Source organism: Mycolicibacterium iranicum, from assembly GCF_002101705.1.
GTDB classification, from domain to species: Bacteria; Actinomycetota; Actinomycetes; order Mycobacteriales; family Mycobacteriaceae; genus Mycobacterium; species Mycobacterium iranicum.
Genome location: NZ_LQPC01000043.1, coordinates 67,229 through 88,704 on the forward strand (window position 1 = coordinate 67,229; position 21,476 = coordinate 88,704).

The 21,476-nt window shown below is 66.1% G+C and carries 18 protein-coding genes; 13 read left to right on the forward strand and 5 right to left on the reverse strand.

Annotation, left to right across the window (positions count from 1 at the left end):
* Positions 1 to 17: 17 nt before the first annotated feature.
* Genes AWC12_RS20520 through AWC12_RS20535 form a run of 4 tightly spaced genes read right to left on the reverse strand, consistent with a single transcriptional unit; the run spans position 18 to position 4,049 of the window.
* Positions 18 to 980 (reverse strand): Gfo/Idh/MocA family protein, encoded by a 963-nt coding sequence (locus tag AWC12_RS20520; protein ID WP_085176684.1) that lies wholly within the window; start codon positions 978 to 980, stop codon positions 18 to 20.
* The gene (locus AWC12_RS20525) at positions 977 to 1,852 is read right to left on the reverse strand and encodes a sugar phosphate isomerase/epimerase family protein (protein ID WP_085176686.1); all 876 of its coding nucleotides are present in this window, start codon (positions 1,850 to 1,852) and stop codon (positions 977 to 979) included. Before AWC12_RS20525 ends, AWC12_RS20520 begins: the two co-directional genes overlap by 4 nt.
* Entirely contained in the window at positions 1,849 to 2,865 is a 1,017-nt protein-coding gene (locus AWC12_RS20530; RefSeq protein WP_085176688.1) for a Gfo/Idh/MocA family protein, read from the reverse strand. The genes AWC12_RS20525 and AWC12_RS20530 overlap by 4 nt, the downstream gene beginning before the upstream one ends.
* The gene (locus AWC12_RS20535; RefSeq protein ID WP_085176690.1) at positions 2,862 to 4,049 is read right to left on the reverse strand and encodes a phytanoyl-CoA dioxygenase family protein; all 1,188 of its coding nucleotides are present in this window, start codon (positions 4,047 to 4,049) and stop codon (positions 2,862 to 2,864) included. The genes AWC12_RS20530 and AWC12_RS20535 overlap by 4 nt, the downstream gene beginning before the upstream one ends.
* A gap of 158 nt (positions 4,050 to 4,207) precedes the next feature.
* On the opposite strand from AWC12_RS20535, the gene AWC12_RS20540 reads away from it, so the two are divergent.
* The 6 genes from AWC12_RS20540 to AWC12_RS20565 all read left to right on the forward strand — a co-directional run bounded on the left by AWC12_RS20540 (position 4,208) and on the right by AWC12_RS20565 (position 11,333).
* A complete protein-coding gene (locus AWC12_RS20540) occupies positions 4,208 to 5,218 on the forward strand; it encodes a LacI family DNA-binding transcriptional regulator (protein WP_085176692.1) in 1,011 nt (336 codons plus the stop codon).
* Between the two features lie 328 nt (positions 5,219 to 5,546).
* Complete coding sequence (locus AWC12_RS20545; protein WP_085176694.1) at positions 5,547 to 7,484, forward strand: 2-oxoacid:acceptor oxidoreductase subunit alpha; 1,938 nt, start codon at positions 5,547 to 5,549, stop codon at positions 7,482 to 7,484.
* A gap of 28 nt (positions 7,485 to 7,512) precedes the next feature.
* Positions 7,513 to 8,595, forward strand: coding sequence for a 2-oxoacid:ferredoxin oxidoreductase subunit beta (locus AWC12_RS20550; RefSeq protein WP_085176696.1), 1,083 nt, complete (start codon positions 7,513 to 7,515; stop codon positions 8,593 to 8,595).
* Positions 8,596 to 8,631: 36 nt separating this feature from the next.
* Positions 8,632 to 9,252: a molybdenum cofactor guanylyltransferase gene (mobA, locus tag AWC12_RS20555; protein WP_085176697.1), complete on the forward strand. Its 621-nt coding sequence runs from the start codon at positions 8,632 to 8,634 to the stop codon at positions 9,250 to 9,252.
* Between the two features lie 1,016 nt (positions 9,253 to 10,268).
* Positions 10,269 to 10,592 (forward strand): transglycosylase family protein, encoded by a 324-nt coding sequence (locus AWC12_RS20560; RefSeq protein ID WP_085176699.1) that lies wholly within the window; start codon positions 10,269 to 10,271, stop codon positions 10,590 to 10,592.
* Positions 10,593 to 10,832: 240 nt separating this feature from the next.
* Positions 10,833 to 11,333: a transglycosylase family protein gene (locus AWC12_RS20565; protein ID WP_024447925.1), complete on the forward strand. Its 501-nt coding sequence runs from the start codon at positions 10,833 to 10,835 to the stop codon at positions 11,331 to 11,333.
* An 8-nt stretch (positions 11,334 to 11,341) separates the two neighbouring features.
* Here AWC12_RS20565 and AWC12_RS20570 read toward each other — a convergent pair whose 3' ends face one another.
* Positions 11,342 to 12,508 (reverse strand): FAD-dependent monooxygenase, encoded by a 1,167-nt coding sequence (locus AWC12_RS20570; RefSeq protein ID WP_085176701.1) that lies wholly within the window; start codon positions 12,506 to 12,508, stop codon positions 11,342 to 11,344.
* A 61-nt stretch (positions 12,509 to 12,569) separates the two neighbouring features.
* On the opposite strand from AWC12_RS20570, the gene AWC12_RS20575 reads away from it, so the two are divergent.
* The 7 genes from AWC12_RS20575 to ndk are packed head-to-tail and all read left to right on the forward strand — an operon-like array spanning position 12,570 to position 21,474.
* A complete protein-coding gene (locus AWC12_RS20575; RefSeq protein WP_085176703.1) occupies positions 12,570 to 14,558 on the forward strand; it encodes a S9 family peptidase in 1,989 nt (662 codons plus the stop codon).
* 11 nt (positions 14,559 to 14,569) lie between these two features.
* The gene (locus tag AWC12_RS20580) at positions 14,570 to 15,850 is read left to right on the forward strand and encodes a saccharopine dehydrogenase family protein (RefSeq protein WP_085176705.1); all 1,281 of its coding nucleotides are present in this window, start codon (positions 14,570 to 14,572) and stop codon (positions 15,848 to 15,850) included.
* A gap of 45 nt (positions 15,851 to 15,895) precedes the next feature.
* The gene (locus AWC12_RS20585) at positions 15,896 to 16,483 is read left to right on the forward strand and encodes a DUF937 domain-containing protein (protein WP_024447932.1); all 588 of its coding nucleotides are present in this window, start codon (positions 15,896 to 15,898) and stop codon (positions 16,481 to 16,483) included.
* Between the two features lie 53 nt (positions 16,484 to 16,536).
* A complete protein-coding gene (locus tag AWC12_RS20590) occupies positions 16,537 to 19,221 on the forward strand; it encodes a valine--tRNA ligase (RefSeq protein WP_085176707.1) in 2,685 nt (894 codons plus the stop codon).
* Between the two features lie 15 nt (positions 19,222 to 19,236).
* Positions 19,237 to 20,652 (forward strand): bifunctional tetrahydrofolate synthase/dihydrofolate synthase, encoded by a 1,416-nt coding sequence (gene folC / locus AWC12_RS20595; protein WP_085176709.1) that lies wholly within the window; start codon positions 19,237 to 19,239, stop codon positions 20,650 to 20,652.
* Positions 20,649 to 21,032 (forward strand): DUF4233 domain-containing protein, encoded by a 384-nt coding sequence (locus AWC12_RS20600; RefSeq protein WP_024447935.1) that lies wholly within the window; start codon positions 20,649 to 20,651, stop codon positions 21,030 to 21,032. The genes folC and AWC12_RS20600 overlap by 4 nt, the downstream gene beginning before the upstream one ends.
* Positions 21,033 to 21,063: 31 nt before the next feature.
* Complete coding sequence (gene ndk / locus AWC12_RS20605) at positions 21,064 to 21,474, forward strand: nucleoside-diphosphate kinase (RefSeq protein ID WP_085176711.1); 411 nt, start codon at positions 21,064 to 21,066, stop codon at positions 21,472 to 21,474.
* The last annotated feature ends 2 nt before the right edge of the window (positions 21,475 to 21,476 follow it).

The following is a 21,476-nucleotide window of genomic DNA, read 5'->3' on the forward strand; positions in this document are numbered from 1 at the left end:
TGTTCGGGGGGCGAGCGCTAGCGCGGCTGCATCCCGGCCGCGCGATAGGCCTCGTCGATCAGTGCCATGTTCGCCACCGCGTCCTCGACATTCAGCGGCAGCGGCATTGCGTGCTGGACGTGGTTGGCGAAGGCCTCGAGTTGATAGGTGTACGACGCGCGCGTCCCGTGGTGCTCGACGGTCGTGCCGTGCTCGGTCGTGATGGTCAGTCTGTCGTCGTCGCGCGGCTTGATGAAGTTGTGCACGAAGACTTCTCCGCGGGTGCCGAGCATTCGCAGCGTGAACGAGTAGTCATCGTCGACCATCGAATTGCTCGTCGACGCCGTCACCCCTGAGGGAAACATCAACTCTGCGTCGAATCGTTCGTCCACCCCGGCAGAGCGCTCTGCAGCCGTCGCTGTCACGACGGACGGTTCACCGAACCTGCGCATGACGTGCAGCGCGTAGCAGCCGAGGTCCATCAGCGCGCCGCCTGCCAGTTCGAGCGACCACCGCGGATCATCGGGCTGTGGAGTAGGCATTCCCATCCGGACCTCGATGCGCGTCAGGTCGCCGATCGTGCCGTCGCGCGCCACGGCCAGAGCCCGCTGATTCACGGGATGGAACAGGTAGTGGAACCCTTCCATCACCGTGATGTCAGCGGTGACAGCGGCATTCGCGACACGCGCCGCCTCCTCGCGATTGCGGGCGAACGGCTTCTCGGTCAGCACTGGCTTGCCTGCAGCTACGGCGGCCAAGTTCCACGGCGCGTGTAGTGCGTTTGCGAGCGGGTTGTAGATCACGTCCACTTCAGGATCGGACACCAGATCCTGATACGTCGGCACGATCCGGTCCACGCCGTACTTGTCGGCAAATATTCTGGCGCGTAAAGGATCTCGGGCTGCGACGGCGACCAACCGATGCCCCAGCTCCTGGGCCGGTTCGACGATAGCCGATTCGGCGATGCGTGACGCGCCAAGGATTCCGATGCGCAAACTCATGACGAGACGCCGGCTGCGGCGCCCTGCAGGAACGCAACGCTGGCCACCACGTCGCCCAACGGGCCTTGGCCCGCCTGAGGATCCGAATCGAGAATCTTGTCCTGCTCCATGACATACCAGCCGTTGAAACCGTTGTCCTCCAACGTCTTTACAATCTCGGCGATGTCAACGTCCCCCGCGCCGAGCGGGACATACATCCCCGCCGCCACGGCCTGGGTGTAGGTCATCTCCCCGGTCTGCACCTTCGCGGCCAGCGCGGCGTCGACGTCCTTGAGGTGGGCGTGCTTGATCCGCTCGGGTACCTCTTTGGTCAGCGCCAGCGGGTCGGTGCCGCCGATCAGCAGGTGTCCGGTGTCGAGGCACAGAGGGATCGTCGAGCCCGTGAGCACGCGGTCGACTTCGCTGCGGGACTCGACCATCGTGCCGACGTGCGGGTGCAGCACTGCGGTCAATCCTCGCGCAGCGACGATATCGGCTAGCCGATCGAGGTTGGAAAGCAGTGTCGCCCATTGCTGTTCGTCGAGTATCGGTCGTGCGTCGTAGCCGTCCAAGCCGGTCGCAGCTGCCAGCACCACCACTCCTGCACCCGCGGCGACCAGCGACTCCAGTGGGCCGGCGAGGTCTTCGGCGGGGTCATGGTCGTCTTTGAAGAGGACCACCGGCACAAATCCGCCGACACACGAGAGGCCGTGACTGTCCAGCAGTTCCACCAGGTCGACGGTGTTGGTGGGAAGAAAGCCCTCTGGCCCCAGCTCCGTTGCGGTGAGTCCGGCCTGGCGCATCTCGGTCAGTACACGATCCGGGCCGAGCTGATGGCCCCAACCCGGAACCTCACATACGCCCCAGGAAATAGGGGCACCGGCGATCTTCACTGCTGTGTCTCCTTCCGAACCGACTCGATGGCCACGGGGACGCCCCGGCGCAGAGATTCTGTCGCGGCTTCGGCGATCCATGCCACTTCGACCGCATCGGCCACGGTGGCGCCTTGGATCGGGCCTCCCTGAACGACTTTCACGAATGCAGCGAGCTCGGCGCGGAACGCGTCGGTGAAGCGATCCATGAAGAAGTGGTGCGGTTGACCGGTCGGGAAGTCATGAGCGGGGTCGGCATTGAGCACGGGTACGCCCTGGTCCCAGCCGGCGACGGCGGAGTCCTGGAAGCCGTGCACCTCGAGCCGGCAGTCATATCCTCGTCCGTTGTAGCGGCCAGCGGAGACGACACCGAGTGCGCCACCGTCGAAGCGGACCACGATGGCCGCGGTGTCGACATCGCCGTACTCTGCGAACAGCGGATCACCCTGCACGCTGCCGGTCGCGTACACCTCGACGGCCTCCTGTCCGGTAACCCAGCGGATGACGTCGAAATCGTGCACGGCGCAGTCGCGGAAGATACCGCCGGATCCCTTGATGTAGTCCATCGGCGGGGGAGCAGGGTCCATGGTGGTGCTGCGGACCGTCGTCAGCGCTCCGAGCGACCCGCTGTCGACGGCCTGCTTGACCGCAGCGAACGCCGCATCGAAGCGACGCTGGTAGCCCACCTGCACCGGGACCCCGGACCCGCCGATGACCCCTGCCAGACGGGCGCTCTCGGATGCCGTGGATGCGATGGGCTTCTCGCAGAAGGTCGGCAGACCGCGCTCCACGGCCGCCAGCGTCAGCTCGGCGTGCGCCGGGGTGGCCGCCGCAACGATCACACCGTCGATTCCCGACGACAACAGCTTGTCGACCGACTCCGCCGGGGTGGCACCGTATTTCGCGGCAACCTCGCTGACGATGTCCGGTCGCTCATCGGTGATCACCAGTCCGGAGACCTCAGGCAGATTGGTCAGCGTGTCGGCATGGAAGGCGCCGATTCGGCCGAGTCCGATGAGGCCGAGGGTGGTCATGGCATTCTCCGTTCGTTCTGATTGCGAAGCGCGATGTCGAGGTCTTCTTCCGTGAAGTTTCTGGACAGTGCGTCGAGTACGGTGTCGACCTGGCTGGGCGGCGCCAGGCTGCCGATGGGTTGATCGCTGTCCAGATTGGTAGGGAACGCGTAGCCCTCTGCGGTGGCCACCACGACGTTCTCCACGTCGCGGTGCGACCGCCCTGCGGCCTGCATGGCCAGCAGCCAGGGATAGACCGCGCGCACCATCGCGGTGCGATCCATCGCCTCCATCGCCCGCCCGAACGGTGAGCTGATCTGCATGAGGTTCGCGATGCGCCTGATGGCCGAGGATCCCGTCGAGAAGTTGCTTCCCGCACCGTGATAGAGAGCCGGGTTGAAGAACACGGCGTCCCCCTTGCGCAGCGGCAGTTGGACGTGATGGGCGGCGAAGTAATCGATGAACTCGGGCCTGTTGAACGCGATGTAGCCGCCGGTGAAGCGCTGCGAGTGGGGCAACAGCATCGTCGGGCCGCTTTCGACCGGCATGTCGCAATGCGCGACGGCGCCCTGCAGCGTCAGCGTCGGGGAGGCGCGGTGGATATGTGCCGGATAGCGCTCAAGATGGTGCTCCGGGACGAAACCGAGGTGGTAGTCGCGGTGCGGAACCTGAGCAGTACCGCCCGGGTTGACGACGTTGACCTGTGACGTGACCTGATACCTCGGCCCCAGCCACGCCTGGCACACCACGGCCAGCGCGTCATTGGCGTAGTAGTCGGCGAATGCCGCGGGGTCGTGCAGTGCGAGCTTCTGGGCTGCGTTCCAGATGCGGTCGTTGGCGCCGGGCGTGCCGAAGTGATCGCCTGAGGCGCGGCCATCGGCATGCTGCGCCTCGATGATCGCGAAGAAGGCCTCGCTGGCACGGTCCACCACGCCGGCGTCGAACGCGCCGGCGAATACGACGACACCTGGGCCGTCGGCGAGAGCGCGGATGAGCTCCGCTTGCAGCGCGCGACGGTCGCTCGTCTTGGCTGTGGCAGCAGCGTCGTAGATGAGCACATTGCTGCGGACATCGTCGGCGTGCGGATAGTCGGCGAGGTCGGTGTTGCGCTCGACCTGGACGCAGAAGTCGTCCAGGTCGAAATCCGCCTCACCCAGCCAGCATGAGTGCGCGGCGTGGATGTGCTGCTGGATGGACGTTGCCATGGCAGTTAGTCTTGCTGTGATCAGGACCGCAATCAACGGCAAAAAACCATCAAAAAAACCTCAAAATTCGGTCCGATCAGACGCAAAATCGCCTCGTGGGGGTCAGATGCGTGCGACTTTGTGTCTGCTCGCCGAGAAGGGCGGGAGGGAGGGGCAGGGTGCCGCACCGGTACAAAGTCCGCGAGATCGCCCAGCAGTCCGGGCTGAGCGAGGCAACCGTCGACCGCGTTCTCAACAACAGGCCTGGAGTTCGGCAGAACACCATCGCCGAGGTGAACCAGGCGATCGCCGACCTGGACAAGCAGCGTGCTCAGTTGCGCCTGAACGGCCGTCGCTACCTGATCGACGTCGTCATGCAGACACCGCGGCGCTTCTCTGACGCCTTCCGCGCCGCCGTCGAGGCCGAATTGCCGGCCTTCGCGCCCGCGATGGTGCGAGCCCGCTTTCACCTCTGGGAGTCGGGATCCGCGGCGCAGATGGCCGAAGCGCTTGATGGCATCCGTGGCAGTCACGGTGTCGTTCTCAAGGCGCAGGACGACCCTGACGTCGCGGAGGCGATCGACCGCCTGGTGCAGTCGGGCGTACCTGTGGTGACCTATACGACCGACGTGCCCGCCAGCTCCCGCTGCGGATATGTGGGCATCGACAATCACGGCGCCGGCGTCACCGCCGCCTACCTGGTCGAGCAGTGGCTGGCGGGATCACCCTCGGGTGTCCTCATCACGCTCAGCCGCACCGTATTTCGTGGCGAAGGTGAGCGCGAGGTCGGATTCCGGTCTGCGCTGCGCAGCTCGGGGAGGACCGTCGTCGAGGTCAGCGACAGCGACGGCATCGACGCCACCAACGAGCGGCTCGTCCTGGAAGCCCTTGAAGCCAATCCCGGTGTGGAGGCCGTCTACTCCGTGGGTGGCGGCAATCTTGCGACGGTCGCGGCTTTCGAGAGAATCGGTCGCGACTGCAAGGTGTTCATCGCCCACGACCTCGATGCCGACAATCGGCGGCTGCTGAGGGAAGGTCGCATCTCAGCGGTACTGCACATCGACCTGCGTGCCGACGCGCGACTGGCGTTGCGCCTGATCCTGCAGGAGAGAGGCGCTTTGCCCGTGGAGCCCGCGCGGCCGGTGCCCATTCAGATCATCACGCCCTACAACCTGCCGGTCCATTACTAGAACACCCATCGCCGGTGCTAGCTGGCTGCTACTGATTGGTAACTATTTCTAAGAGCGCGACATGTCTCGCCACCGTGACGAACGCCACAGTTTTGTCTCATCGGCGTCAGGCGCGCGGCGCTGAGCAGTGCGTTTCAGCACCGTCCACCTGTGCGCAACCTCGCCGCCTGGTATAGGACTACCTAAGAGAAGTGCAATAATCGGTACTCACAGTGACACCAAACTTTGGTGAGCTCCCACTGATGGCGCGTCCTGTCGATCGCGACACGGTGGAAATTCGCCAGATGTAGGCCTCAGCAGCACCGGGGAAGACACGAAAGGCAGGCGAGTGGGAGAGAACGGCAACGTGGCCAGCCCAGTCTCAGGAGCGCCTCGGCAGAAGCTCGAGAAGGTCGTCATCCGATTCGCCGGTGACTCCGGCGACGGTATGCAGCTCACCGGCGACCGGTTCACCTCCGAGGCCGCCCTGTTCGGCAATGACCTTGCCACGCAACCGAATTACCCCGCCGAGATCAGGGCCCCCCAGGGCACGCTGCCCGGCGTGTCGTCGTTTCAGATTCAGATTGCCGACTACGACATCCTCACCGCGGGCGACCGGCCCGACGTCCTCGTCGCGATGAACCCCGCCGCGCTCAAGGCGAACGTCTCCGATCTCCCGCGCGGCGGCCTGATCATCGCGAACTCGGACGAGTTCACGAAGCGCAATCTGGCCAAGGTGGGCTACGACGCGAACCCGCTGGAGAACGAAGAGCTCTCCGACTACGTCGTGCAGGCCGTTCCGATGACGACGCTGACACTCGGCGCGGTCGAATCGATCGGTGCGACGAAGAAGGACGGTCAGCGGGCGAAGAACATGTTCGCCCTCGGGCTGCTGTCGTGGATGTACGGCCGCGAACTCGAGCACAGCGAGTCCTTCATCCGTGAGAAGTTCGCACGCAAGCCAGACGTTGCCGAGGCCAACGTCCTCGCGTTGAAGGCCGGCTGGAATTTCGGTGAGACCACCGAGGCGTTCGCGACCACCTACGAGGTGTCTCCCGCCAAGCTCAAGACCGGCGAATACCGGCAGATCTCCGGCAACACCGCGCTCGCTTACGGGTTGATCGCCGCCGGTCACCTGTCGAATCTGCAGATCGTGCTCGGCACGTACCCGATCACCCCGGCCTCGGACATCCTCCACGAGCTCTCCAAGCACAAGAACTTCAACGTGATGACCTTCCAGGCCGAGGACGAGATCGCGGGTATCGGCGCCGCCATCGGAGCCTCCTACGGCGGCGCGCTGGGCATCACCAGCACTTCCGGCCCCGGTATCTCGCTGAAGTCGGAGGCGATCGGCCTCGCGGTCATGACCGAGCTGCCGTTGATCGTCATCGACGTCCAGCGCGGCGGCCCGTCCACGGGTTTGCCCACCAAGACCGAGCAGGCTGACCTGCTGCAGGCGATGTTCGGCCGCAACGGTGAGTCACCGGTGGCGCTGCTGGCCCCGCGATCCCCGTCGGACTGCTTCGACATCGCCGTGGAGGCCGCGCGTATCGCGATCAACTACCACACCCCGGTGATGATCCTGTCCGACGGCGCGATCGCCAACGGTTCGGAGCCCTGGGCCATCCCCGACATCTCGTCTTATGAGGGCATCGAGCACACCTTCGCCAAGGAGGGTGAGCCGTTCCAGCCGTACGCGCGCGACCCCGAGACGCTCGCGCGTCAGTTCGCCGTGCCAGGTACGCCAGGGCTGGCGCACCGCATCGGCGGTCTGGAATCGGCCAACGGCTCAGGCAACATCAGCTACGAACCCAAGAACCACGATCTGATGGTGCGGCTGCGTCAGGAGAAGGTCGCCGGTATCGCGGTGCCCGATCTGGAGGTCGATGACCCGACCGGCGATGCCGAACTGCTGATGCTCGGCTGGGGCAGCAGCTACGGCCCGATCGGCGAGGCGTGCCGTCGTGCGCGCCGCAACGGGATCAAGGTTGCGCACGCACAGCTGCGGCACCTCAACCCGTTCCCGGCCAACCTCGGCGACGTGCTGAACAAGTACGCCAAAGTGGTCGTGCCCGAAATGAATCTCGGCCAGCTGGCGCTGTTGTTGCGCGGAAGGTTCCTGGTCGATGTCCAGTCGGTGACCAAGGTCGAGGGAATGGCGTTTCTCGCCGACGAGGTGGAGGGCATCATCAATTCGGCACTGGATGGCACCCTGGCCGAGAAGGAAACCGAAAAAGCGAAGTTCGCGCGGCTGGCGGCGGCCACCGTCGAGGGGGTAAGCGCATGACCTACGAGCGCTTGCGCGAGGAGGCGAAATGACTGACCTGATTGGCAGCGACCTGGGATTGACGGACGCTGCTCTGACGAAGACCAGCCTGGTCCCCAAGGCCGACGAGCCGCAGAAGGGCAAGGACTTCACCAGCGACCAGGAGGTCCGCTGGTGCCCGGGTTGCGGTGACTACGTCATCCTCAACACGATCCGCAACTTCCTGCCCGAGCTGGGATTGCGCCGCGAGAACATCGCGTTCGTCAGCGGGATCGGCTGCTCGAGCCGGTTCCCGTACTACCTGGAGACCTACGGTTTCCACTCGATCCACGGCCGTGCGCCGACCATCGCGACCGGTCTCGCACTGGCTCGCGAGGATCTGTCGGTCTGGGTGGTCACCGGTGACGGTGATGCGCTGTCGATCGGCGGAAACCATCTGATCCATGCGCTGCGCCGCAACATCAACATCACGATCCTGCTGTTCAACAACCGGATCTACGGGCTGACCAAGGGACAGTATTCGCCCACCTCGGAGACGGGGAAGGTCACCAAGTCGACGCCGATGGGCTCGCTGGACTACCCGTTCAATCCGGTGTCGCTGGCGCTCGGCGCAGAAGCCACCTTCGTCGGCCGTGCCCTGGATTCCGACCGCAAGGGTCTGTCCGAGGTGCTCCGGGGTGCCGCGCAGCACCGCGGTGCCGCGCTCGTGGAGATCATGCAGGACTGCCCGATCTTCAACGACGGCTCGTTTGACGCCCTGCGCAAAGAGGGTGCCGAGGAGCGACTGATCAACATCGTTCACGGCGAGCCCATCACGTTCGGCGCCGACGGCGAGTACTGCGTCATCAAGTCGGGTTACGGGCTGGAGGTCGCCAAGACCGCCGACGTCTCGGCTGACGAGATCGTGGTTCACGATGCGGCCCTGCAGGACCCTGCCTACGCCTTTGCGCTGTCGCGGCTTTCGGAGCAGAACCTCGATCACATGGTGATGGGGATCTTCCGCCAGGTCAGCAAGCCCACCTACGACGACGCGGCACGTCAGCAGATCGCGACCGCGCGTGACAGCCGGGCTCACGACACCGCAGCGCTGCAGGCGCTGCTGCGCGGAAAAGACACCTGGACCGTCGACTAACTGACCTCCGGTATCCGCTGCGCTAACGTCACGGGTGTGACGTCGTCGCTGCCGTTGGCTGCTGTGGTACTCGCTGGTGGGGCATCGAAAAGGATGGGCCGAGACAAGGCCACCCTGCCGGTCGACGGTTCTCCCGGATCGCCGACCCTCGTCGAGCGGGTGGTCTCTGTGGTCAGCGCGCGGTGTGAGCCGGTTTTCGTCGTCGCGGCTCCGGGCCAGGCATTGCCGGTCTTGGATGCCGTCGTGCTTCGCGATGAGGTGATGGGCGTGGGGCCGCTGCTGGCCACCGCGAGGGGGCTTCGCGCCGCGGCGGAAGCGGGTCGCGAGCACGCGTTCGTCTGCGCGGTCGACATGCCTGCGTTGACCGCCGATGTCATCGACGCCCTGGCAGGGCCCGCGGAGCGCCTCGATGTCGATGTGGTGCTCCCGTGGGACGGTCGCGATCATTACCTCGCGGGCATCTATCGCACCGCATTGCACGCGGTCATTCCCGGCCTGCTCGAGGCGGGACAGCGGAGCATGCGGGCGCTGGCCGACTCCGTCGACACGCAGCGGATCGTGATGCCCGAGCAGCCGGCCCTGGCCAACGTCAACACCGCCGCCGATCTGGAAGCGGTGCTCCCGCCGAGACTATCCAGCAAACCCGCCACCACTTAGTGCGGTATTTGTTATTTTCGCGCCGCATTTGTTTTGCTTTGAATTGTGTCGTGTTTGTTCGTGATAAAAGTCGACGGCCGGGCTGAAGGCGGTCCCCGATGTTGCCCATGCGCGGGCATACGTGACGACGTAACCCTTTGGTGGAAAACACTTTTCGGCGACATTGATTGCGAAAATGAGCGTATTCGACCATCTTTCGTAACCGGAATGGGAGCCTCGACGAATCCCCGGATGAAAGTATCGGCTGCCCTTCCCCTGACGCCCGTCCCGTCCTTGGCACCTCCGACTTGACCACAGAGGCGCGATTGCGGCGATTTCACATCGAAAACCGTTGTAGTGCAGAAGCATTGAGCACTTCACGCGGTTTCTACGATGAAGGGGTAGACCCTCGAATCGTCTGCGGGGCGAGGCGCTGATCACTCAAATGCTTTGTGCCCCAGGATATTGCTATTTAGAGATGATGTCCTATTAAGGTCTGCGCTCAGCGAATCTGTAAGGCTGTCGAACGGCATCGTGGAGTGTGTTATGGCTGCGTTCAAGCCTTTTCGCGCCGAGTCGGCGCCGTGGCGACGTTTCAGTACGTGGGCCAGTTCACAAAATGGCAGTGATTTGGCTCACCTTCTCGTCGTGCCGGTGATCCATCGACAGTCGCGTCAAACGGTCGGTTGACCTGCATGGACGACGGGCAATCTCGCCCGTGATCATTCCGTGATCTGTTCGCGACACGATCTCGATCAAGATGACTTTGCGTGACCGGGTTTGTACGGTCCCTCTCAGCTTCTTACGGAGCAAATAACTCAAAAACCACGAACCAGCGTGTGAGTGGAGCCCGGGTGGTCATCGACTACCCGCGCTGCCGGGTTCACAACCCGGTGAGGTCCCAGGCGACCTCCCCTGCCGTGCCCGACCGAGACGGCGCGGCCCAACTACCCCGGCCTGCTTGCAGGCTGCACGCCCGCGCGACCCCACGTGTCGTTGCGGGTGTCGATGGCGCGCGCGCGGCGAAAGGATCGAAGTTGAAGAACATCCGCAAGACGTTTGGGCTGGCCACCATCGCTGGAGCGCTCGCAGTGGCGCCGATGGCACTCGGAGCCGGCACCGCGAATGCGGACGGCGTCAACTGGGACGCTGTGGCCGCCTGTGAATCGGGCGGCAACTGGTCCATCAACACGGGGAACGGCTATTACGGCGGCCTGCAGTTCACCATGGGCACCTGGCAGTCCAACGGTGGCTCGGGTTCCCCGCACACCGCCAGCCGGGAAGAGCAGATCCGTGTCGCCAACAACGTCCTGCAGACGCAGGGCATCGGCGCGTGGCCGGTCTGCGGTACGCACGGCTGACGCACCCACAGCTGATAGAGGCGGTGCCGACTTCGGTCGGCACCGCCTTTTCGTCCGTCAGGGCCCATATGCCCCGTTCTTCTCAGACGTCTCTTACGTCATATAAGCAACTACTAAAACTTTCATCTCTCCGGTAACAGGTGACATGCATCACTCGACAGTCCGGGTAGCCGCATCGTGAACCGAGCACCACTTCACTTTCGGGCCTCAAGTCATAACGGTCGGGGAAGGACCGCAGAGATGAACGTTCGTAAGGTTGTCAGCAAGGGCCTCCTGGCCGCCGCGATCTCCGGAGCTTTGGCCGTCGTGCCGATGGCGATGGAGGGCGGCACCGCCACCGCACACGCCGATTCGGTCAACTGGGACGCGATCGCGCAGTGCGAGTCGGGCGGCAATTGGTCGATCAACACCGGAAACGGTCACTACGGAGGCCTGCAGTTCAAGCAGGCCACCTGGTCGGCCAACGGGGGAGTCGGAAACCCCGCTTCGGCGCCGCGGCACGAGCAGATCCGCGTCGCCGAGAACGTGCTGCGCACCCAGGGTCTGAAGGCCTGGCCGAAGTGTGGTGCCAAGGGCGCCGCGGCTCAGGTGTGGGGCAACCCCGCCCCGGTCGCTCCGATGCCCGCCTCCAGGCCCGCTTCGGCCAATGGTTGCGCGACGATGCCCACGTCGGTCTTCGGCGGAATCATCGACCTCCGCAAGATGTGCACCGCGCTTTTCGTGCCACGCTCCGCACGCTGAAACAACCGCTAGCCGGCGGCATCCGTCGCGGTCGGGAGGACGAAGGCGGAACCCGCGGCGATCCAAGCCAGATGTGACGTCACCACCCGCTCCGGGATCAGGGCCGTCGCCCGGCTGGCCAGGCCGCTGAGAAACGCTGGCCGCAGGTTGACCACACGCCCGATCGTCGACGATTCGCGTACCAGCGCACGAACCCTGCGCTTCCGGAACGAGCCGAACCGCTCGAACGCAGCCGCAAGGTCGGGCGCCAACTCGACGAATCGAGCCAGGATCGCCGCATCCTCGATGCCCTGGCAGCCGCCCTGGCCCAGGTGTGGCCGCATCGGATGAGCGGCGTCGCCGACGATCACGGCCCGATCGCGTGACCACCGCCGGGGCTGGGCCCGGTCGTAGAGGTCATTGCGGAGCAGGTCGCCAGGGTCGGTGCGGGCGATGAGTTGCGGGATCGGGTCGGCCCAGCCCGCCAGTTTGGCTGTGAGGTAAGCATGTTCGCCATCCGGGGCGCTGCTGCCCTCGACGGCACGCTCGGTGGCGAACCAGTAGGTGTGGTCGGGGCCGAGCGGAACGTGCCCCACTTCCGCTCCGGGGGCCATGGTCTCGCCGGCCAGATCGGGATCCAGCGCATACGCAGCCACCCCGCGCCAGGCGGTGTATCCGGCGTAGCGGGCGCGAAGCGGACCGTTCAACGTCGTCGCCACGATCGAATGGACGCCGTCGGCGCCCACTACGGCGTCGGCCTCGCGGTGGCTTCCGTCCGACAGTGTGATTCTTGCCCCGGATCCGGTGACGGAGACCGCGGCGGCCGGCCTGCCCCTCTCGACGGTTCCCGGCGGCAGCGCGCCCTGCAGGATGTCGGTCAGCGCGGACCGCCGGACGACCACCAGGGGCTCTCCCAGCGCTGCGACGATCCGCTGTGCCGAGGGGCGGCGCAACCATGTCCCGTCGCGCCAGCGGATCGCCCCCGCGGTCACCCGCCCGCCCGAGCGTCTGACCTCGTCGCCGAGTCCGATCTCGTCGAGCGCGGCCAGCGCGTTGGGCCAGATGCTGATGCCCGCCCCCGAGCCGACATCCGTGCGATGTTCGATGACCGATACGTCGTGACCGATGCGCTGCAAAGCCACGGCTGTTGCCAGACCGGCGATGCCGGCGCCGATGATCGTGATGTGCGCGGGCATGAAGCGACACTAGCGGGCTTGCAGCGGCAGCCGCCACGGCCTCACTGTGTTACGAAGAGTCATGGCCGCAATCCCGGTATCTCCGACGCCCTTTCACGATCTGGACACCTACCTCGCACTGCCGCGGGTTTTGGGTCTCGCGGTCTCACCGGACGGGTCGAGGGTCGTGACGACGGTCGCGCAGCTCAACGACAAGCGCACCGAGTTCGTCTCCGCGCTGTGGGAGCTCGACCCGGCGGGACGAGAACCCGCCCGCCGCATCACCCATGGCATTACCGGGGAGTCGTCGCCCGAATTCACCGATGGCGGCGATCTGCTCTTCCTGGCCGCGCGTCCGACTCCCGATGACGACAAGCCGCCGAAATCGCTGTGGTGCCTGCCCGGGTCTGGCGGCGAAGGCTACGAACTGTGCGCGCTCCCCGGAGGCGTGGACGGTGTCCGGTCGGCCGGTGGTGCCGTAGTGGCCGCATCGTCGATGCTTCCGTCGTCGGCGGACGTCGACTCCGATGCCGCCCTGCGGAAAGTCCGCAAGGACAACAAAGTCTCGGCGATCCTGCACACCGGCTACCCGGTGCGTGCCTGGGACCACGACCTCGGGCCCGCACAGACGCATCTGTTCCTCGCCGACCATGCCGGCCCGCGCGATGTGACCCCGGCACCCGCAGATGCCCTGCGCGAAGCGCATTTCGACGTCAGCCGCGATGGGACTTTCCTGGTCACATCATGGAGCGTTCCGACTTCTGGTGCCGCCCTGCGGAGCACTCTGGTCCGCGTCGATCTGACCACCGCCGAGCGGTCGACGATCGTCGACGACGGGGCCGCCGACGTGGGATCCCCGGCGATCGCACCGGACGGGGGTGCGGTGGCCTACCTTCGTGAGACCATCTCCACGCCGCAGCAGGCGCCGCGAATCACGCTGTGCATCAAGCAATTCGGGCAGGAGCCCCGTGAGGTCACGGCAGAGTGGGACCGGTGGCCGACGTCGGTGACTTGGTCGGCCGACGGCTCCACCCTGATAGTGACCGCTGACGACAACGGCCGTGGACCGATCTTCGAAGTGCATCCCGAAACCGGCGCGGCGCGGTCGTTGGTGTCCGACGACTTCACCTATTCCGACGTGCAGACGGCGCCGGGCGGCGTGCTGTTTGCGCTGCGCAGTTCGTATGCGACGCCCGCGCACCCGGTCCGCATCGATGCCGACGGGTCGGTCACAGTCCTCGATTGTGTCGAGTTTCCCGAACTTCCCGGTGAACTGACCGAGGTTACCGCCGTCGCCGGCGACGGAAGAACCGTCCGCTCGTGGATGGTCGTCCCACACGGTGAAGACCCCGCGCCGCTGCTGCTGTGGATCCATGGGGGTCCGCTCGCCAGCTGGAACGCCTGGCACTGGCGCTGGAATCCGTGGGTGATGGTCGCCCAGGGCTACGCAGTGCTGCTGCCGGACCCGGCGCTGTCCACCGGATACGGCCAGGATTTCATCCAACGAGGCTGGGGTGCTTGGGGTTTCGCGCCTTACACCGATCTGATGGCGGCCACCGACGCGGCGTGCGCGCATCCGCGCATCGACGCGGCGCGCACCGCGGCGATGGGTGGTTCCTTCGGCGGCTACATGGCCAACTGGATAGCCGGGCACACCGACCGCTTCGCGGCGATAGTCACCCATGCCAGTCTTTGGGCCCTCGACCAATTCGGCGGAACCACCGACGGCAGCTACTGGTGGGCCAGAGAAATGACACCGGAGATGACAAGCGCGAACTCACCGCACCTGTTCGTCTCCGAGATCCGCACACCGATGCTCGTCATCCACGGTGACAAGGACTACCGGGTGCCGATCGGGGAAGCGCTGCGGCTCTGGTACGAGCTGTTGAGCAGCTCCGCCCTGCCCGCTGCTGACGACGGCACCACGGTGCACCGATTCCTGTACTTCCCCTCCGAGAACCACTGGGTGCTCAGCCCTCAGCACGCGAAAATCTGGTATCAGGTCGTGCTGGCATTCCTGGCTCAGCACGTGCTCGGGCAGGAGGCCGACTTACCCGAGGTGCTCGGGTAGCGTCCAACCCCATGGGCGCAGGCAACGGAGCAAGCGAGCAGAACCACGACCGCGAGCACGACATCGTGCTGTACGGCGCCACGGGATTCGTCGGGAAACTGACGGCGCAGTACCTCGCCTCGGCCGGGTCCGGCGCACGTATCGCCCTCGCCGGCCGTTCCACCGATCGCTTGCTCGCGGTGCGCGAGTCACTCGGTGAGGCGGCCAAGGACTGGCCGTTGATCGTGGCCGATGCGTCCGAACCCTCGACCATCAACGCGATGGCCGCGACCACACGGGTTGTCGTCACCACCGTTGGTCCCTACCTGCGCTACGGTCTTCCGCTCGTCGCCGCGTGTGCGGCGGCGGGCACCGACTACGCGGACCTGACCGGAGAGACGCTCTTCGTCCGCAAGGCCATCGACCTTCATCACAAGCAGGCGGTCGACACCGGTGCGCGCATCGTGCACGCGTGCGGATTCGATTCCATTCCGTCGGATCTCACGGTCTTCGCGCTGTACCGGCAGGCCGAGCGGGACGGCACCGGACAACTGGGTGACACCAACTTTGTGGTGCGTACCTTCGCGGGCGGGGCGTCGGGTGGCACGATCGCGTCGATGGTCGAGTTCGCCAGAGAGGCCTCCGGTGATCCGGACGGTCGGCAACTCGTCAACGATCCGTACACGCTGAGCCCGGACCGCGGCGCCGAGCCTGAGCTCGGCGCCCAGCCCGACGCGCGCTGGCGGCGAGGCCGCGACATCGCCCCCGAGCTCAACGGCTACTGGGTGGGTGCCTTTCCGATGGCGATCCCGAACAGCCGGATCGTGCGGCGCAGCAATGCGCTTCTCGAATATGCCTACGGCAGGCGCTTCGAGTACGCCGAGCAGATGAGCCTCGGCCGCTCGGTGGGCGCACCCGTCATCGCCGCCATGGCCACCGCAGGCAACGTCGCAACGATGGAGCTCGGCACCCGCTACATCAATCGTGTGCCCCGCGCCGCTCTGGAGAGAGTGCTGCCCAAGCCCGGGACGGGTCCGAACGAGCAGACCCGTGAGCGCGGGCATTACACGGTCGAGACGTACACCACCACGACCCAGGGCGCGCGGTATGTCGCCCGGATGTCCCAGCAGGGCGATCCCGGATACAAGGCCACCTCGGTGCTGCTCGGCGAGAGTGGACTCGCGCTGGCGCTGGACCGAGACAAGCTCTCCGACCTGCGCGGAATCCTGACCCCAGCGGCCGCCATGGGCGACGCGCTGCTCGCCCGGTTCCCGGCCGCTCACGTGTCGCTCGAGGTGTCACGACTGAACTAGGCGAACAGCGCCCGCAGGCCCCTCGGGCGGGTCTACCGTCGGTTCATGGCTGATCTTGATGAACTGTTCGCCGAGATACCCACCCAGCAGATCGCAAGCCGGATCGGCGCCGACGAAGGCGAGGTGAGCAGCGCGGTCAAGACCCTGCTGCCGGTACTCGTCGGCGGTCTGCAGCACAACGCGCAAGACCCGGGAACCGCGTCACGCATCGCGTCGGCAGCCACCACCCACGCCGCCAGCGGCCTGCTCGAGGGCGGGGTGGACGTCGACCAGGTCGACGAGACCGACGGTTCGAAGGCGATCGCGAAGATATTCGGTGGCAACGACACCGGGCAGGTGGCGTCGGCGCTGTCCGGCGGCGGCGCGGGAAACAGCGACCTCATCAACAAGCTGCTGCCGATCCTGGCGCCGATCGTGCTGGCCTACATCGGCAGAAAGTTGTCCGGCGGGCAGGCCGCGCCGCAGGGCCAGTCCGGCGGCGGCCTCGGCGACATCCTCGGTGGAATTCTGGGAGGCGGCCAAGGCGCAGGAGGTGACAACCCGTTGGGCGGCATCCTCGGCAGCGTGCTCGGAGGAGACAAGGGAGGGCCGCTCGGCGACATCCTGGGCGGGCTGCTGGGCGGCCGGAAGTAGGCCGCCACTCGGGCGCAACGCACCGTCTCGCAGCCACTTCCTAGAATGGCGCGGTGACCTCCCAGCCCCATGCCAACGGTGACGCGCGCAGCGTCCCCGCGCTCGACGCCCTGCCCAAGTCCTGGGACCCGGCAGCAGTAGAGAGCGAGCTATACGAAGGCTGGGTCAACGCGGGCTACTTCCGCGCCGATCCGTCCAGCGGCAAGCCCCCGTATTCGATCGTGCTGCCGCCCCCCAACGTCACCGGCAGCCTGCACATGGGTCACGCCCTCGACCACACGCTGATGGATGCGTTGACCAGGCGCAAGCGCATGCAGGGATACGAAGTGTTGTGGCTGCCGGGCATGGACCACGCCGGCATCGCGACCCAGACCGTGGTGGAAAAGCAGCTCGCCGTCGACGGCAAGACCAAAGAGGACTTCGGCCGCGAGCTGTTCATCGAGAAGGTGTGGGACTGGAAGCGCGAGTCCGGTGGCACCATCGGCGCACAGATGCGCCGCCTCGGCGACGGTGTCGACTGGAGCCGCGACCGCTTCACGATGGACGACGGGTTGTCGCGCGCAGTGCGCACGATCTTCAAGCGACTGTTCGACGCCGGGCTGATCTACCGCGCCGAGCGGCTGGTCAACTGGTCTCCGGTGCTGGAGACCGCGATCTCCGACCTGGAGGTCAAATACGAGGACATCGAGGGCGAGCTGGTCTCGTTCCGCTACGGCTCGATGAACGACGACGAACCGCATCTCGTCGTCGCCACCACCCGGCTGGAGACGATGCTCGGTGACACCGCGATCGCGGTGCACCCCGACGACGACCGCTACCGCGACCTCGTCGGCAAAACGCTTCCGCACCCGTTCCTGGATCGCGACATCATCGTCGTCGCGGACGCGCACGTCGACCCCGAATTCGGCACCGGCGCGGTCAAAGTCACGCCAGCCCATGATCCCAACGACTTCGAGATCGGGCTGCGCCACCAGCTGCCGATGCCGACGATGCTCGACACCAAGGGCCGAATCGCCGACACCGGAACCCGATTCGACGGTATGGACCGCTTCGAAGCGCGAGTTGCAGTGCGCGAGGCGCTGGCCGCCGAGGGGCGCATCGTCGCCGAGAAGCGGCCCTACCTGCACAGCGTCGGACACTCCGAGCGCAGCGGCGAGCCGATCGAACCGCGGTTGAGTCTGCAGTGGTGGGTCAAGGTGGAGTCGCTGGCCAAGGCTGCCGGTGACGCGGTTCGCAACGGCGACATCGTGATTCACCCGAAGAGCCTGGAGCCGCGCTGGTTCGGCTGGGTCGACGACATGCACGACTGGACCATCTCGCGACAACTGTGGTGGGGACATCGGATCCCGATCTGGCACGGACCCAACGGCGAGCAGGTGTGTGTCGGCCCGGACGAGACGCCGCCGGAGGGCTGGGAGCAGGACCCCGACGTGCTGGACACCTGGTTCAGCTCGGCGTTGTGGCCATTCTCCACGATGGGCTGGCCCGATCGCACGCCCGAGTTGGAGAAGTTCTATCCGACAAGCGTTTTGGTGACCGGCTACGACATCCTGTTCTTCTGGGTGGCGCGCATGGTGATGTTCGGCACGTTCGTCGCGGGCGACGAGTCGATCACGCTCGACGGCGCGCGCGGACCTCAGGTGCCGTTCGAGAACGTCTTCCTGCACGGGCTGATCCGCGACGAGCACGGCCGCAAGATGAGCAAGTCGAAGGGCAACGGCATCGATCCACTCGACTGGGTCGAGATGTTCGGTGCCGATGCACTCCGATTCACCCTGGCTCGCGGCGCCAGCCCCGGGGGAGACCTGGCGATCGGTGAAGACCATGCCCGCGCGTCCAGGAATTTCGCCACCAAGCTGTTCAACGCCACCCGCTTTGCGCTCCTGAACGGGGCCAGTCCCGCGCCGCTGCCGCCCGTTGGCGAGCTCACCGATGCGGACCGCTGGATTCTGGGCAGGCTCGAAGAGGTTCGGGCCGAGGTGGATTCGACGCTCGACTCCTATGAGTTCAGCCGGGCGTGCGAGGCGCTCTACCACTTCGCTTGGGACGAGTTCTGCGATTGGTATGTCGAACTCGCCAAAGTGCAGCTGAGCGAAGGGATTTCCCATACCACCGCGGTGCTCGCCGCCGTGCTGGACAGCCTGCTGAAGCTGCTGCACCCGGTGATGCCGTTCGTCACCGAGGTGCTGTGGAAGGCCCTGACCGGGGGAGAGTCGCTGGTCGTCGCGCAGTGGCCGACACCGAGTGGCTTCGAAACGGATCACGCTGCGGCCCAACGGGTCGCGGACATGCAGAAGCTCATCACCGAGGTGCGCAGGTTCCGCAGCGACCAGGGTCTCGCGGATCGGCAGAAGGTGCCGGCCCGGTTGTCGGAGGTCGAGGCGGCAGGTCTACAGGCCCATGTCCCCGCGGTGACCGCGCTGGCGTGGCTGACGCCCCCTGCCGAGGGTTTCAGCGCGTCGGCGTCGGTGGAGGTGAGACTGTCGGCTGCGACCGTGGTCGTCGAGGTCGACACATCCGGCACCGTCGACGTCGAAGCCGAGCGCCGAAGGCTGGAAAAGGATCTCGCCGCTGCGGAGAAGGAGCTGTCGGGAACCTCGGCGAAGCTGGGCAACGATGCGTTCCTGGCCAAGGCGCCCGCCGAGGTCGTCGACAAGATCCGCAGCCGTCAGCAGGTGGCAGGCGAGGAAGTGGAGCGGATCAAGGCTCGCCTCGCCGCGCTCTCGGCCAGCCGGTAGCGGAACGGATCGCCCATGTCATCCGTGGAACCCACCCCCGACGAAGTCGCCGCCCTGTTGCAGGTCGAGCACCTGCTCGACCAGCGGTGGCCCGAGACGAAGATCGAGCCCAGCACGTCACGGATCTCCGCGCTGCTGGAGCTGCTCGGTTCGCCGCAACAGGGCTATCCGTCCATCCACATCGGCGGGACCAACGGCAAGACGTCGGTGGCCAGGATGGTCGACGCACTGCTCACGGCGTTCAGTCGCCGGACCGGGCGCACCATCAGCCCGCATCTTCAGTCGGCCGTCGAGCGCATCTCCATCGACGGCAGGCCGATCAGCCCCGCGACCTACGTTGACACCTATCGGGAGATCGAGCCGTTCGTCGAACTCGTCGACCGGCAGTCAGAAGCCGCGGGCGGGCCCCGCATGAGCAAGTTCGAAGTGGTCACCGCGATGGCGTTCGCGGCGTTCGCCGATGCGCCGGTCGACGTCGCCGTCGTGGAGGTCGGCCTCGGTGGCCGCTGGGACGCCACCAACGTCGTCAACGCACCGGTCGCGGTCATCACCCCGATCTCGATGGACCACGTCGACTATCTGGGTGACACGATCGCCGAGATCGCGGGGGAGAAGGCAGGGATCATCACGAGGCAGGCCGACGACCTCGTGCCAACCGACACCGTCGCGGTGCTTGCGCGTCAGGTGCCCGAGGCGATGGAGGTCCTCCTCGCCGAGTCGGTACGGGCCGACGCTGCCGTCGCGCGGGAGGATTCGGAATTCGCCGTTCTCGGCAGGCAGGTCGCCATCGGCGGCCAGGTGCTGGAACTGCAGGGTCTCGGCGGGTTGTACTCGGAGATCTTCCTGCCGCTGCACGGCGAACACCAAGCCCACAACGCAGTGTTGGCGTTGGCGGCCGTCGAGGCGTTCTTCGGTGCCGGCGCCGACCGGCAGCTCGACATCGACACCGTGCGCGCCGGCTTCGCGGCCGTGAAGTCGCCCGGCCGCCTCGAACGATTGCGCAGCGCACCGTCTGTTTTCATCGATGCGGCGCACAACCCTGCTGGAGCGGCCGCGCTTTCGGAGGCGCTGCGCGACGAGTTCGACTTCCGTTTCCTCGTAGGCGTCCTTTCGGTCATGGGCGACAAGGACGTCGACGGCATCCTGGCCGCGCTCGAACCGTCGCTCGATCAGATCGTCGTCACCCACAACGGCTCGCCGCGGGCACTGGAGGTCGGTGCGCTGGCCGTCAAGGCCGAGGAAATCTTCGGGCCGGAGCGGGTTATCACAGCGTCGACGCTCGCCGATGCGATCGAGACGGCCACCGCCGTGGTCGAGGAATCGGGGAATGACGCCGACGGCGCGGGCATGAGTGGCGCAGGGATCGTCATCACAGGTTCTGTGGTCACCGCGGGCGCGGCCCGCACCCTGTTCGGAAAGGACCCGGCATGACGACCCAAGCCCCCGATCCGTGGAAGAGCTTCCGCGGCGTCATGGCGGGCACCTTGATCCTTGAGGCCATCGTCGTGCTCCTGGCGCTGCCGGTCGTCGGCGCCGTGGGGCCTGGGCTCACCGGGTTCTCGATGGCCTACGTCATCGGCGTCGCGGTGCTGCTGGTCCTGATGGCCGGGGTGCAGGGCAGACCGTGGGCGATCTGGGCCAATCTCGGCGTGCAGGTGCTTCTCGTGGCCGGCTGGTTCATCTATCCGGGAATCGGCTTCATCGGCCTGCTGTTTCTGTTGGTTTGGCTGCTCATCGCCTACCTGCGAGCTGAGGTTCTTCGCAGACAGAAGCGGGGTCTGCTGCCGGGACAGCGCCCCGCCGACGACTGAGAGCCGGAACTCCTCAACTAGGCTGTCGTGCGTGACTGAGCGAACTCTCGTACTGATCAAGCCCGACGGTGTGCAGCGCCGCCTCATCGGAGAGATCATCAGCCGAATCGAAGCCAAGGGCCTCACCATCGCAGCCCTGGAGCTGAAGAACGTCAGCGACGAAACTGCCCGCGCCCACTACGCCGAGCACGAAGGCAAGCCGTTCTTCTCGTCGCTGCTCGAGTTCATCACCTCGGGTCCTGTCGTCGCGGCCGTTCTCGAAGGCCCGCGCGCCATCGCAGCGTTCCGGCAACTCGCCGGCGGCACCGACCCCGTCGAGAAGGCCATGCCCGGCACCATCCGCGGTGACCTGGGTCTGGAGACCCAGTTCAACCTGGTACACGGATCCGATTCGCCGGACTCCGCCGCCCGCGAGATCGAGCTCTGGTTCCCCGGTCTCTGACG